The 14,003-nt window shown below is 64.7% G+C and carries 12 protein-coding genes and 1 pseudogene; 2 read left to right on the top strand and 11 right to left on the bottom strand.

The annotated features are described in order from the left end of the window. From QRN11_RS05190 to QRN11_RS05155, 8 genes and pseudogenes are all read right to left on the bottom strand, one after another. Positions 1–868, bottom strand: a pseudogene (locus QRN11_RS05190) (hypothetical protein); the annotation flags it as partial. Between the two features lie 299 nt (positions 869–1,167). Continuing rightward, positions 1,168–1,662 (bottom strand): hypothetical protein, encoded by a 495-nt coding sequence (locus tag QRN11_RS05185; protein ID WP_285250153.1) that lies wholly within the window; start codon positions 1,660–1,662, stop codon positions 1,168–1,170. A gap of 120 nt (positions 1,663–1,782) precedes the next feature. Further along, the gene (locus tag QRN11_RS05180) at positions 1,783–2,049 is read right to left on the bottom strand and encodes a GlsB/YeaQ/YmgE family stress response membrane protein (protein ID WP_285250152.1); all 267 of its coding nucleotides are present in this window, start codon (positions 2,047–2,049) and stop codon (positions 1,783–1,785) included. A gap of 133 nt (positions 2,050–2,182) precedes the next feature. After that, the gene (locus QRN11_RS05175) at positions 2,183–3,016 is read right to left on the bottom strand and encodes an aldo/keto reductase (RefSeq protein ID WP_285250151.1); all 834 of its coding nucleotides are present in this window, start codon (positions 3,014–3,016) and stop codon (positions 2,183–2,185) included. 29 nt (positions 3,017–3,045) lie between these two features. Beyond that, entirely contained in the window at positions 3,046–5,598 is a 2,553-nt protein-coding gene (locus tag QRN11_RS05170; RefSeq protein ID WP_285250150.1) for a rhamnogalacturonan lyase, read from the bottom strand. A 161-nt stretch (positions 5,599–5,759) separates the two neighbouring features. Next, positions 5,760–6,788, bottom strand: a complete 1,029-nt coding sequence (locus QRN11_RS05165; RefSeq protein ID WP_285250149.1) for an SDR family oxidoreductase — start codon at positions 6,786–6,788, stop codon at positions 5,760–5,762. Next, entirely contained in the window at positions 6,782–7,753 is a 972-nt protein-coding gene (locus QRN11_RS05160) for an aldo/keto reductase (RefSeq protein WP_091423641.1), read from the bottom strand. The genes QRN11_RS05165 and QRN11_RS05160 overlap by 7 nt, the downstream gene beginning before the upstream one ends. Positions 7,754–7,777: 24 nt before the next feature. Beyond that, positions 7,778–8,599, bottom strand: coding sequence for an aldo/keto reductase (locus QRN11_RS05155; protein ID WP_285250148.1), 822 nt, complete (start codon positions 8,597–8,599; stop codon positions 7,778–7,780). 215 nt (positions 8,600–8,814) lie between these two features. On the opposite strand from QRN11_RS05155, the gene QRN11_RS05150 reads away from it, so the two are divergent. Next, complete coding sequence (locus QRN11_RS05150) at positions 8,815–9,729, top strand: helix-turn-helix domain-containing protein (RefSeq protein ID WP_285250147.1); 915 nt, start codon at positions 8,815–8,817, stop codon at positions 9,727–9,729. Positions 9,730–9,848: 119 nt separating this feature from the next. Continuing rightward, a complete protein-coding gene (locus QRN11_RS05145) occupies positions 9,849–10,064 on the top strand; it encodes a hypothetical protein (RefSeq protein WP_285250146.1) in 216 nt (71 codons plus the stop codon). 84 nt (positions 10,065–10,148) lie between these two features. Here QRN11_RS05145 and QRN11_RS05140 read toward each other — a convergent pair whose 3' ends face one another. The 3 genes from QRN11_RS05140 to QRN11_RS05130 all read right to left on the bottom strand — a co-directional run bounded on the left by QRN11_RS05140 (position 10,149) and on the right by QRN11_RS05130 (position 13,938). Then, entirely contained in the window at positions 10,149–10,361 is a 213-nt protein-coding gene (locus tag QRN11_RS05140) for a dodecin (RefSeq protein WP_091423633.1), read from the bottom strand. An 84-nt stretch (positions 10,362–10,445) separates the two neighbouring features. Then, the gene (locus QRN11_RS05135) at positions 10,446–11,918 is read right to left on the bottom strand and encodes a pectate lyase family protein (protein WP_285250145.1); all 1,473 of its coding nucleotides are present in this window, start codon (positions 11,916–11,918) and stop codon (positions 10,446–10,448) included. Between the two features lies 1 nt (position 11,919). Continuing rightward, on the bottom strand, positions 11,920–13,938 hold the full coding sequence (locus QRN11_RS05130; protein WP_285250144.1) for a pectinesterase family protein: 2,019 nt from the start codon (positions 13,936–13,938) through the stop codon (positions 11,920–11,922). Positions 13,939–14,003: the final 65 nt, after the last annotated feature.

The raw sequence follows: 14,003 nt of genomic DNA, 5'->3' as shown, positions 1-14,003 counted from the left end.
GGGGTGCGGGGATGGTGTCGCCGGTGAGGGTGCTGGCAGGGAGGATGTCTTTTGCGAGGGCGAGGCGGCGGTTGGCTTCGCTTTTGCTGATCCTCAGCCGCTGGCGAAGGAACTCTGCGGTATTGGCGCAGCCGTCATCGGCCGGTGAGGTGATCACCCGGTTCCGGCCGTCGGTGATACTCATGGTCCCGGTGTCACAGGATGCAGACCCGGCGGGCCAGTGGGCGTCTGTTTCGTTCAGGGTTTCGACGCCGTTGTCCCAGCCGGTGACCCAGCCCTTGCCCGTGCCGGTGCGGGACCGGTTGGCGCGGGCGGTGTCCGCGGCGGCGATCGCCTGGGTGCGGGTCCGGTCCACGGTCCCGGCGGAGAGGACCTGCAGGTACTCCACGGCCCGGGAAATTTCCTCCACTCCAGCGGCATAGTTCGCGGCTTCAACATAGCTGGCCCCAGCAAGCACCGACGGCGCGGCAGCAGCAGCCTGAGCCACGAGCCTGCCGAGCGCCGCCAGACTCAACGGCTCCCCGGCCCGCACAGAATCTGCCGGAACCGGCCCTGTCGCCGTCCCGGTGAGTGCTGAAGCAACCTCTCCGGGTCCGGTCGGTGCGGAATCAGTTTCCGCCGGCGCGGCTGGTTCGCCATCATCGTGCGTGGGCTCGGTGGGTACAGCGTGGAGGGGCCAGCCGGGACCAAGCGGGGTGCCGTCGTCGTAGTCGGCGTGTGCAGAATGACTGGAAGCGGTGAAGGAACCGGAGCCGACCGCCACGGGACCGTTGAAGCCCGAAGGGGCACCAGGGGTGGTAACCCCGGCCCGCCAGAGCACCACGACGTTACCGCCGTACTGCTCTGGCCGTTCCCCAATGGCTTCCATAGGTCAACTCTGCCAAAGGGCACTGACAAAAGTGGCTGCAATGGATGCTATGTGGAAAACTCCGGGGCGAACGGCAACTGCAGCACTTTCGGTCCAAGTTCCAGGCCAGTGAAGATGCCAGTTGAAGGGGCCAGCCACGCAAAACACCCGCCGGCCTAAAACACCAGTCGGGTTAAACGCCGCCGGCCGCCGCGTCCCCCAAGGATCGCGACGGCCAGCAAAACCATCTAGTTGTAGCACATGAGCGTTGATGCTCCCTTGTCACACGGGGAATGCCGCGTCATGAGCGGGCGCGTTGGCTACGCCTTGGACTGCGCTTCGCCGCTGGAGGTATCCAGGTTGAGCGTTTCCGGATGCGTGCTGTGCGCCGGGATGTGGCTGTCGTCAAGGCCCTCGGCCGAGGCAGGAGTGCCTGCCGCATCAGCCGTGCCTGCTGCAGAAGCAGTGCCGGTGGTACCCGGCGTGCCAAGCCCGCTGGAAGTGCCGGCGGGAGCACCTGCTGTGGTGCCGGCGTCGGACGTTGAGGACTTGACGTCGCCGGACGAGCCGTCACGGTGCATCGCGGAGCCGATCACGGTGCCTGCGCGGCGGGCCGCTTCAGTCAGCTGATCCGCGACTTCGGGGGCCTTTTCCTTGATGGCCTCGGTAGCAACGGTCACCTTGTCCTGGACAGGCTTGCTGTCCCAGATGCCGGCAGCCCGCGCCTTCAGCTTGTCGTAGGCTGCCCGGCCGGACCGGGATCCGAGAACGTACCCGGTGGCGATTCCGATACCCAAAAGAAGTTTGTTTTTCATGATGAACTCCTGCTCCGTGAGAAGGTTTTCAGTTCCGGCCTCGGAAACCCAGAAGCCGGGAAAGGGAAAACCGGCCCAGGGATGATGTCCCCAGGCCGGTTTCCCTGGCTTGCGCTCCGCTTAGCGGCGCGCGCCGCGGTTCGTGACCAGGCCGTAGACCAGCAGCACGATGAGTGCGCCGCCGATGGCCAGCAGCCACGTCTGCAGGGAGAAGAACTCCTGCAGTCCGCTGCCGAAGATCATTCCGCCGATCCAACCGCCGAGGAGTGCTCCAACGACGCCCAGGACGAGGGTGATGAGCCAGCCGCCACCCTGCCTGCCCGGAAGGATCGCCTTAGCGATCGCACCAGCAATAAGTCCGAGAATCAGAAATGCAATAAATCCCATTTTTCGTTCCTCTTCCTAAGTAAAGGAGGCCTCCGGATCCCGGAAGCACTTCATCCTTCTGCCTCAATAGTAATCATGCTTACTATCTGTTTGCCAACCCCGAAGATAACGAAAGGCGCAGTTCAGGCCTGTTTCAGTGCCCCGTCACGTCGGAATCATTGCCTGCCCCCGGCCCCTCGTCGAGGATGGCCAATTCCGCGAGATCCTGCGGATCCAGGGCGAAATCGAAGATGTCCAGGTTCTCGCTCATCCGGTCCGGATTCGCCGTTTTCGGAATCGTTACAAGTCCGTGCTGAATATGCCACCGCAGGACCAGTTGACCGGGTGTTTTTCCATGTTTTTCAGCCAGCTGGGACAGGATGGGAGCGCCGAGCAGGCCCGCCCCGGACCCACCCAGCGGGCTGTAGGACTCCGTCACAATTCCGTGCTTTTCGTGGAACTCCCGCTCGGCCGTCCGGGTAATGGCAGGGCTGAGCTGGATCTGGTTCACCGCCGGCACCACGTCGGTTTCGGCCATAAGCCGCTCAAGGTGGGCCGGCTTGAAGTTGGAAACGCCGATGGAACGCACCTTGCCCTCCGCCTGCAACCGCTCGAACGTCTTCCACGTGGACACGTATTCATCGCGCTGGGGGAGCGGCCAGTGGATCAGGAGCAGGTCCACGTAGTCGAGCCCCAGCCGCTCCAGCGCACCGTCCAGCCCCTCAATGGCGCGGTCGTTGCCCTGGTACTGGCCGTCCAGCTTGGTGGTGATGAACAGCTCTCCACGGTCCACGCCGCTGGCCCGGACACCGTTCCCCACACCACGCTCGTTGCCGTATTTCACCGCGGTGTCGATATGCCGGTACCCGGCTTCCAGGGCTTGTACGACGGCGGTGGCCGCCTGATCGTCGTCCAGCGGCCAGGTGCCAAGGCCCAGTTGGGGGATGGAGTTACCGTCATTGAGTTTGATCACGGGTGCAAGTGTCATTCCAACAGTCTCTCCCTTATCGGCTGAACCTAGCCCCCAAACGCCCGCAGAATATTTTCGGCGTTGTACGTCAGGGACACGCGGGCGGTGTCGGACACCTTGTCCGGGCCCTTCTGCTGGCCCAGGAAGTCAACGAAGCGCTTCAGCGCCTGCGATGCCTTGCCGGCATCGCGGTCTTCCACTGCTTTCGCCGCCTGCTGCACGCTCGCAGCCAGCTGGCTGCCCACCGGGCCGGCCACGTCTCCAGAGTCTACGAGGTCTTCCAGCACGTGCTGCAGTGCCTTTACGCTGCCGGGCAGCCAGGCCGCGCGCAGGGGAACTTTGCCGAAGTCCATGTCGGAGGCAAAGTAGAAATCCGTGTAGGCGGGCTGGTTGTAGGTGGTGTTTTGCCGGGCCACCTCTGCCCGGTACTGGGGGTCGTGCATCAGCGTGTAGAGCTTGTGGTTGGTCACCTCGGTGCTGAGGTACATCCGCAGGGCGGAGCTGTCCGCGGTCCGCACCAGCAGTTCCTCGCGCCAGTCGCCCACTACATCCGCCACCAGGCTCGGTGTGCCCTTGGTGCCGTTGTTGGTGCGGGTGTCCGTTGCGGTGAGGAGCCTGCCGCGCTTCCAGTCATCGATGGTGGGCGTCTGGTCCCCGGCGCCGTTGACGATCTGAGTGGTCATGTCCGCGGCCCATTTAATGCTCATGTTGGTGCCCGGAGTGGACGTGGAGAGCTTGTCGCCGTCGGCGGACTGCATGCCGATGGCCCAGTTCTCGATGCCGGGAACGGTGGGATCAACGTCGCCGATCATGCCGCGGCCTGTGTCCTTGCCCGAGTAGGCGCCGAAGAGGACCTCACCGGTGGCGGCATCGCGCATGGCATAGCCGTAGGGTGCGTAGGCGGCGCCTTCGTGAACAGTGAAGATTTCCTTGCCCGGACGGGCCGGGTCGATGTCCGTGACGTGCATGGCATCGCCGTGGCCCAGTCTCGCCTCTTCGCCGGGAACGGCGCTGCCGGCCGGCAGGGTGTCGAACGAGCTGTACAGCAGTGACCCGTCGTCGTCGATGGTGGCCGAGCCGTAGACAATCTCCTGCTTGCCGTCGCCGTCCACATCAGAGGCACTCAGCGAGTGGAAGCCTTGGGTGGTGAGCTTGCCGAACTCGGGATCGGTGCCGTCGCGGCCATGCGGGGAATCGTTGAACGGGTTGGTCATGGGCGTCCAGCCTGAATCCACACTCCACACGGGTGCGAGGTCTGACCCGTCCCAGGTGTAGGCAGCGAGCGTGCTGCGCGTGTAGTAGCCGCGGGCGAAAACCGCGGCCGGCTTCGTGCCGTCCAGGTAGGCGACGCCGGCCAGGAAGCGGTCCACGCGGTTGCCCGGCTCGATGCGGGCCATGGCGTAATCGCCCCACATCAGTCCGTCGTCGTGCCGGCCCGGCTTGTAGGCGACCGTCTTCAGTTCCTTGCCCGTGGCGCCCTCGAACACCGTGAGGTACTCGGGCCCGGAGACGATGAAGCCTTCAAAGGCGCGGAGGTTGTTGCGGGCGCTGCGCGACGGGGCGTAGACGTCCATGAAGTAGTCCGTCAGGGCTTCGGCGTCAGCCTGGGACAGCGGGTACTGGTACTTCTTCGCGATACCGAACGCTTCTTCGAGCGTGGCGGGCCAGTGTCCGGCCTTGACTTCGGGGTGCTCGGTCCAGCCCTGGAACGTCTTGACCATGTGCTGGTAGTAGTCGGCGGCGCTCATCCGGTAGTCGTCAGAGTTTGAGTAGCCGGCGTTGATGTCCTGCTGCAGCAGTGAAATGAAGTTCTCTGAGGCAACACTGCCGTCGGCGTTGAAGTTGGTGCTCTTGGTCCCGGGGGCGGTCTTCATCATCATCTCGGCCCGGCCGTCGCCGTCGAAATCGTTGACGAGCAACTGGGTGTAGTGCGCGCCCGAGCGGATGTTCACGCCCAGGTCGATCCTGTGGAGCAGGGTGCCGTCAGCTTTGTAGGTGTCCACGTAGGTGTTGCCGGTGTAGCCCACCTGGGAGACGTCCTTGGAGTTGTTGGGGTCCCATTTGACGACGAATTCGTACTGGCCGTCACCGTCCACGTCGCCGATGGAGGCATCGTTGGCGGCGTACGTGTAGGCCTGGCCGGCGGGCGTGACGCCGTCGGCCGGCTTCTTCAGCGGAATGTCCTTGAAGTTGCCGCCCCAGGACGTGGCGGTGGCGCTGCGGTCCAGTTCAACGCCGCCGACGACGGCCCGCACCTGGTACTCCGACGCTGCGGTTCCGGCAGTGTCCTGGAAGTTGGTGCTGTCCGTGACGGTGGCCAGCTTTTGGCCGTCCCGGTAGACATTGAAGTCCGTGCCGGTGACGCCCGTGGCGGAGGAGCCGGTGGCTTCGTGGCCGAGCAGGCGCCAGCTGAGGAACACTCCTTCTGATGTCTTGGCGGCCACCAGGCCGCGGTCCAAATGGTCCAGCTGGACGCCGGGCGTGCCCGGCTTGGGAGAGGGGCCGACGGCGGACGCCGGGGCTGCGAGGCAGCCGAACGTGAGGGCAATTCCGACGGCGGCGACGGACAGGAGGCGCGCAGGGGTACGGCTCGGATTCATTAGTGAATCCTTTCAATTTTTGAATGGGAAAACGCTTCCCCAGTAACCTAGTAGGAGGGGTACGCAGAAAACAAGCCCTTGCGGGCCGGCGCAAAAGGCGGTATTGAGAACGTTGTAGATAAGGGGCAAAGCTCAGGTGCGGAGGCATGGAGCGTGGATGCTCAGGCCCCGTCGCGGGCCCAGCCGGTCAACCGGTCGCTCAGGTCCATAAAGGTCTGGTCCACCACCTGGAGATCAGGGTTGTGGTCATACCAGTCCACGATCTCGCGCGCCCCGTCAGCAAAGGGGATGGTGGCGCAGTAATTCGGCACCAGGGATTTGATTTTGGTGTTGTCGAAAATGACCGAGTGGGACCGGTCGCCCAGCAGGTTCGCGCCCAGCTCTTCGCTGTGCGCGGCAATGGTTTCCGAGGCCACATGGACCAGTTCCGGTTCCGCAACCCCTGCCGCCCGGGCAAACAGCTGGTAGATCTGGTTCCAGGGCAGGTATTCGTCCGAGGTGATGGTGTAGCTCTCACCCACCGCTTGCGGGCGGCCCAGCAGCCCCACGAACGCCTTGGCGAAGTCCTTGCTGTGGGTCAGCGTCCAGAGCGAGGTGCCGTCGCCGTGCACCATGACCGGCAGTCCGGCACGCATCCGGTGGATGTCCGTCCAGCCGCCCACCATGGCGATCTTGGTCCGGTCATAAGTATGGGACGGCCGAATCACCGTGAGCGGAAAATCCTGCTCACGGTAGGCCTGGAAAAGCAGCTCCTCGCAGGCGATCTTGTCCCGCGAATACTGCCAGAACGGATTCTTGAGCGGCGTGGATTCCCTGATCGGCAACCGGGTTGGCGGCTTCTGGTAGGCGGATGCGGAACTGATGAAAACGTATTGTCCGGTGCGGCCGGCGAACAGGTCCAGGCTGGCCTTGGCCTGGTCGGGGGTGTACGTGATGAAGTCCGCGACGGCGTCGAACTCCCGGCCTGCCAACGCCTCCCGGACCGCTGAGGCGTCGCGGACGTCCGCGGAGAGGGTCTCCACCCCTTCCGGGACCGGCCTGGTGGACCGGCCCCGGTTGAGGATTGTCAGCCGGTGGCCCAGCGCGGCGGCGCGTTGTGCCGCCGCCGCGCTTATAACGCCGGTGCCGCCGATGAAAAGGATGCTTTTCGGCGCCACAGTATCGGCCTCGCGAACGAGTGGGTTCACCACGCGTAGTCTTCCGGCGCCGTCTTATGCCCGGGGAAGATGTCATCGAGCCGCTTGAGGGCATCGGCGTCGAGGGTGACGTCAAGTGCCCGGATCGCGGCGTCGAGCTGTTCCTGGGTCCGCGGTCCAACAATGGGGGCCGTGACGGCGGGCTGGTGCAGCAGCCAGGCGAGGGCGATGTCGCCGGGTTCCTGGCCCAGCTCATCGGCAAAATCCTCGTACTGCTGGATCTGGTCCCGGTGCTTTTTGAGCGTTTCGGCGGCACGGCCCTCGCTTCGCCGGACGCCCTGCTGCTCCTTCTTCAGGACGCCGCCCAGGAGTCCGCCCTGGAGCGGGGACCAGGGGATGAGTCCCAGTCCGTACTGCTGGGCGGCCGGGATGACTTCCAGCTCAACCTGCCGCATGAACAGGTTGTAGATGGATTGCTCGCTGACCAGTCCGGTGTAGTTCCGCCGCCGGGCAGCTTCCTGGGCCTGGGCGATGTGCCACCCGGCGAAGTTGCTGCTTCCTGAGTACAGGATCTTCCCCTGTTGCACGGCGACCTCGATGGCCTGCCAGATCTCGTCCCAGGGTGTGTCCCGGTCGATGTGGTGGAACTGGTAGATGTCGATGTAGTCCGTCTGCAGCCGCTTCAGGCTCGCATCCAGGGCACGGCGGATGTTCAGCGCGGACAGCTTTGATTCGTTGGGCCGGTCCGTCATGGTGCCGTACAGCTTGGTGGCCAGGACGGTGTGCTCGCGGCGCTCGCCGCCCTTGGCGAACCAGCGGCCGATGATTTCTTCGGTCCAGCCGCGGTGCCCGGCACCGCCGTACACGTTGGCGGTGTCGAAAAAGTTGATGCCGTTCCCGTGCGCGGAGTCCATGATGCTGTGGGCATCGCTTTCTTCGGTCTGCGGACCGAAGTTCATAGTGCCCAGGCAGAGCCGGGAGACTTTCAGGCCGGAGCGGCCAAGGTGGGTGTACTGCATGGGAAATCCTTTGGTTAGGCGATGCTACAGCTGGGTGAAGGAGGCGACGGCGGGATCGGAGCCAAGGCGTGACCCGGACTCCAGGGCGGTGATCGAGGCGATCTCCTCGCTGGAAAGCGTGAGGCCTGAAGCGGCGAAGTTTTCCCGGATCCGTTCTGCCCGGCTGGATTTCGGGATCACGATGTTCCCGGCGGCCAGGTGCCAGGCGAGGACCACCTGGGCAGTGGTGGCGTTGTGGGCATTGGCGATGGTGGTCACGGCATTGCCGTTCAGATCCGCGCCGCGGCCCAGGGGACTGTAAGCCTCGACGGCGATGCCCAGGTTCCTGCACTTGTCCGCCAGTTCCGCCTGCTGGTAGCTGGGGTGGAGTTCGATCTGGTTCACGGCCGGAACAATTTCTGCGGACTCCAGCAGCTTGTCCAGGTGTTCGGCGAGGAAGTTGGAAACACCGATGGCGCGGATCTCGTTGTTTTCGTACAAGCGCTCCATTTCCTTCCAGGCCTGGACATACAGGCCCTGGGAAGGGACCGGCCAGTGGATGAGGTACAGGTCCACGTAGTCCAGGCCGAGGGCTTTGCGGCTGTTCTGGAAGGCCGCCTGCGCCCGGTCCTGCTCGCCGTTCCGGAGCTTGGTGGTGATGAAGATGTCCTCGCGCGGGATACCAGCGGCCGCGATGGCAGCCCCTACGCCTGCTTCATTGCGGTAGGCCGCGGCTGTGTCGATGTGGCGGTACCCGGCTTCGAGTGCCTCCTCGACGGCCCGCTGGGTGTCCTCCGGCGGCACCTGGAAAACACCGAAACCAAGTTGGGGGATGGTGATGCCGTTGTTCAGTGTCAGCTCTGACATGGGGGCTCCTTGAATGATTCTCGGGTGGGTGCCGTGGACTCGACCATGAGAAAGCGGTTTCCGCCTGGCTCGCTATTGAGCCTATGCACTTTTGGCCGCCGTGTCAGTAAGCAAGGCTGATCTTGTTTTTCCTAGGACTGCCAGTCCTACCTTCGTTGTAGAAAGTGGTGGCCTGCAGTAGAACCGGTCGGACTGCGCGGGTCACAATGGTCTGCATGGGTCAAAGCGCCGAGTTTGGAAAATTCCTCAAAGCCATGCGGTCCCGGCTGAGCCCGGAGGACATCGGGGCGGGGAGCACGTCCGGTGCCCGGAGGGTGCCCGGACTGCGCCGCGAGGAGGTGGCCCGGCTGGCGGGAGTCAGCACGGACTACTACGTCCGCCTCGAGCAGGGCCGGAACATCCACCCGTCACGCACGGTACTGGAGTCCGTGGCCCGGGCTCTCCGGCTTAGCAGCAGCGAGCATGCGCACATGATGGACCTGCTGGAGAACTGCGCCGCGGCACCGCGCGCGGGCGGTCAGCCGGCGCAGGCAGTCCGCCCGGCGCTGCGTCATCTGCTGGAAGCTGTGGGTGACGTGCCGGCCATGGTGCTGGGGCGCCGCAGCGACGTACTGGCCGGGAACCGGCTGGCCTTCCTCCTCTTCGCGGATTTCCCGGCGCTGCCGGCGGGGGAACGGAACCTGACCCGCTGGCTCATTCTCGACCCCGCCGCCCGGGAGCTGTTCCGCGACTGGAAGACGGTGGCCGCCGAAGCCGCCGGAGCCCTCAGGCTCGACGTCGGCCGGCACCCGAATGACCCGCAGGCCAACCAGCTGGTGGGCGAACTCGCGGTCAACAGCGAGCACTTCCGGCAGTGGTGGGCGGGCCACCGAGTGGCCAGCCGGTCGGCCGGGACCGTCCGCCTGCACCATCGCGCCGTGGGGGACCTCGAACTGAACTTTGAAAACCTTGTCCTCCCGGACGACCCGGACCAGACGCTCAGGGTCTATTCCGCCCGGCCCGGCTCGCCGTCGTCGGACGCCCTGGCCTTGCTGGGCAGCCTCGGCGCCGCAGACACCGGAGACGGGGACGGGCAGTCTCATTTTCCGACGGCGGAGGCCCCGGCCGCCGTGGTGGAAACGGGCGAGTAAAAAGCCGCTGTACATTTGGCCAGCTCCGCACGCTGATTCTGGCCAGGAGCCCATTGGGAAGCTGTTGCCGCTTTCCTAGGCTGGAAGCACGAACTGCTTACCCAAGGATGGTCTCAACGATGAAACGCATCGCACTGCTCAAGGAACGCCAGGCCTCGCCCGCCGGCAATCCCTCTACCGCCACCGGCTCACACTGCCCCGTGTCCGGTCTCTGGAGCCCTGACCACGACCCCCACACGGTGCTGTCCTTCTTCGAAGGCCACGTGTTTCCGGCGTTCGACGGCGTTCCCACCGTGTGGCGCCGGCGTGCAGCGGGCATTGTCTCGGCTAACTAGTCCTGCTTAACCCCAACTGACCCGCAGTTAACGTCCCCATTTCGGGTTTTCGCGACGTTTACTGCGGGTCAGTTGTGTGGAAAATTACTGTTCTTCGAGCCGGAAGCCGAGCTTGATGGTCACCTGCCAGTCGGCGATCTTGCCCTCTTCGAGGTGCCCCCGGATTTCTTTCACTTCGAACCAGTCAAGGTTGCGCAGGGTCTGGGAGGCCTTGGCGATACCGTTGCGGACGGCGTCGTCCACTCCCTGATCCGACGTGCCGACAATTTCGGAAATGCTGTACGTGTGGTTGGACAAGTTCGCTCCTCGTGATTGCCTTGGGGCTCCCGGTTGCGGGCCGTTCTTGAAGACTAGTAGCAGTTCAAGAACGTTGGCCAGCCTTTATCCGGATGTTCCGTTGAGAACCGTCACGTTGGAGAAGGACACGTTACTGCCGGTGGTGCGCAGGACGTTGCCGCCCTGCGGGGTGTCTGACGTGACCGTCACGTCCTTGATGGTGGCGTGGTCAGCAGCCACGAGCAGGGTAACGCCCTCGCTGTTGGTCAGCACCACGTCGGCGGCATTTCCGGTGGCCCCCGTCAGAGTGATGTTGCGCCTGTCTCCCCAGATCACGGCGGGCTCACGGTAGGTACCAGGCCGGATCAGCACCGTAACCGGACCGGGATTGCGGGGCGGGATCGCCCCGACGGCCGCCCGGATGCTTGCGTAATCACCAGTGCCGTCCAGCGCCACCGTGATGACGCGCGCGGCCACAGGTTCGGTCCCGCCCAACGGGCCGCTGAAGCCGCGGACCAAGGCGGGCACCGCCGGTGTTGGCGTGAGCTCGTAGGAATACGCCGCCGATGGATCGAAGGCGGTCCCGCGCTCCTGGCCGGTATTGCCGGTACACGCTTCAAAAATGTTGTCCCGCGCCACCAGTTCACCGCCCGCCCCCTGGTGATGGAGCGGATTCCGCACATCCCGGAAGTAGTTGCCCTCCACCACCAGCAGGGCCGCGTTGCGGCCCAGCATCCCGTAACTGGAAATGTCCTCCAGGTAGTTGTTGTAGACATGGGACGCCGCGGTGTTGTCCAGGCTGGCGTTGCGCTGATGGGTGTTCCGGATCCAGTTGTGGTGCAGGGTGAGCCGGGTGACCACGTTGGAGGTCCACCCTTCGCCCAGTGCTTTGTTGTGGTCCGAGAAGACGTTCCAGGACAGGGTGACGTTGTCGCAGTCCTTCCGGATGTCCACCAGGCCGTCGCCCAGCCGGGTGAAGTGCATGTGGTCCACCCAGACGTGCGTGGAGGTGTCCATCTGGATCCCGTCCCGGTCGTTGTCAGGCCGTTTTCCCTCGAAGTCGCCCGGAATGTAGGAATCCCGCACAGTGAAGTTCCGGAACACCACGTTGGAGACGTTGACCAGCTTGAACCCGGCATTCACCACCGCAGTTCCGATGCCAGCCCCCAGGAAGGACTTGTTGGAGGTGACCGTCAGCTTTTCATACTGCGGGAAGACCAGTTCGCCGTGCAGGATCACCACAAGCAGGTCAGGGCTCTTGGCGAAGGTGCGGAGCTGTTCCGGGGTATATGCGTGGACCAGCGCCCCTCCCGTCCCGCCGGTAGCGCCTTCGCGGCCATGGGCGGCGACGCCGGCATAGCCCGTGGGTGCTCCGGCCCAGGCGTTACCGCCAAGAGCTTGGCCTACCGGAAGCCCGGCTTCGGCAAAGCCGTTGGGGCCGACGGCGGCATCCAGTCCCACGGGCCCCGCGGCCTTGGCAGCCGGGCCGAGCAGGCCGGACGCCACCACAGCGCCACCTGCCAGGCCGGCCGCGAGGAGGCTCCGCCGTCGGACGCTCATTCCTGATGCTTCAGCCATCTCAACCACGTCCTGCCGTGGTCCAGTCCCCGAGGAAGGTTTCCACGGTGAATTTTGCGGCTTCTTCCGGGCTGAGTTGCGGGTGGAATTCATTGACGTAAGCGCCCGGGCCGGTGTTGTTGAATTCGGCAAACCTGCCCTCGGTCCAGGCATGTCCGCTCATGTCGGCCCAGCCGCGGACCGCGATGTGGCTGCCCAGGACGGAGTCCCGGATGACGGCCATCGGGTGGGCGTCCGGATCGCTGCTGGCGAACCACGGGCGCCCGAGGCTGACGGTTCCCGGAGCGGCATCGGAGGTCAGGGTGCTGTTGACGATCAGGATGCCGTACGGGTTGGAGTTCTTGGTGCTCGGCGCAACGATGTAGCCGTTGTTGGTGTCGCTGCCGCGGTTCAGGGAATGAATGGTGCAGCCGTCCAGCACTGCAGTTCCCCGGCCGTAGATGAAGTCCACGTCGCCTTCGATGTAGCAGTTCTTGAGGTAGGTGCGGGCGGTGGCGTCGCGGCCGGTGGTGTCCGCCAGGTAGGTGTCCTGGTTGCCCAGGAAGCGGGTGCCGTCGAAGGATACCCGGTCGGCCACCGTGCGAACGGCGAGGGCCTGGCTTCCTCCGTTCGCGGCCTCGTCATAGGCGTTTTCCACGGTGAAGTTCCGGATGGTGGTTCCCTCGGCGAGGACGTTGAGCGTGGCACTGCCGCCCGCGCCCCAGGTGCCGCCGAAGAACTTGACGCCGTTGGCCGGCAGGTCGTAGCTGATGACGACGTCGGCCGGGTTGGCTGTTGCGCCCTGGATGGTGAGGTTGGGGCGGTCGGCCCAGATGTTCACTGATTCCCGGTAGGTGCCGGGTTTGACGGTGATGGTGCGCGGGAGCGTGCTGCCGCTGGGGATGGAGCCGATCGCGGCCTGCAGGCTGCCAAAGTCGCCGGTTCCATCCAGGGCAACGGTGATGTTGGTGGTGTTGTTTGGGGCATTGTTCTCCCGCGGGCCTGCACCGGCGGCAACGATCTCCGGAACGCGGGCTGCATCGTCCTTTTGGTAGGCGTAGTTCTGCGACGGGTCAAAGGCGGCCCCCACGTTGTCCTTCCTGCCGCGGGTGCCGTTGAAGACGTTGTCCCGGTTGACCACCTCGGTGGCAGGATCCTTGGCCACAACCGGGTCCTGGACAGTGCTGAAGCTGTTCCCTTCCAGGACCACCTTGGCGGCGTTGCGGCCCATCATGCCGTACTGGCCGATGTCCTGCAGGTAGTTGTTGTACACGTGTGCGGCCGCGGTGTTGTCGAGGCTGAAGTTCCGCTGGGTGGTGTTGCGGATCCAGTTGTGATGGATGGTCATGCGGGTTACGGCGTTGGAAGTCCAGCCCACACCCAGGGCCTTGTTGTTGTCCGCGAACACGTTCCAGGAGTAGGTGACCAGGTCCGAGTCCTTGCGGGTGTCGATCAGGCCGTCGCCCATGCGCTGGATCTTCATGTGGTCCACCCAGACGTGGTGCGTGGTGTCCAGCTGGATTCCGTCGCGGTCGTTCTGCGGGGTCTTGCCGTCCCAGTCGCCTGGAATGTAGGAATCGCGGATGGTGAAGTTCCGGAAAATGACGTTGGAGCTATTGATGAGTTTGAAGCCGGCGTTCACCACCTCCGCGCCCGCGCCGGTGCCGATGAAGCTCTTGTTGGCGGCCACCGGGATTTTGATGTAGTCCGTGGCCTTCAGGCTGCCGCTGATGAAGATGACCAGGGGTTCGGGTGCCGCGGCATACTCCTTGAGCTCCTGGATGGTGGACGCGGTGACAATCCGGCCCGCCTGCCCGCCGGTGGTTCCGGCCAGGCCGTAGCCCGGCAATGCCGCGAAGCCGTCCGGCGTCTGCTTCCACATTGCCTCGGCCGTGTTTTCAGCGGCCGGTGCGGGAGTTGCGGGCAAGGCGCCTGATTGTTGCAGGGTGTTGGGCGGGGCAGCGGTGGCGGCTGGAACTGCCGCCAGGCTTCCCAGGAGGGCGGCGGCGGTGGCCGCGCCGAGAAGGCGTCGCAAACTCATACAAAACTCCTTTGTTTTGTGCCCGGGCAGCCTCCAGCCCGGGCACGTGCAATCACGGATGGTTG

The organism is Pseudarthrobacter sp. fls2-241-R2A-168, from assembly GCF_030209335.1.
Lineage (GTDB): Bacteria > Actinomycetota > Actinomycetes > Actinomycetales > Micrococcaceae > Arthrobacter.
This window is presented reverse-complemented; position numbering and strand designations above follow the sequence as displayed.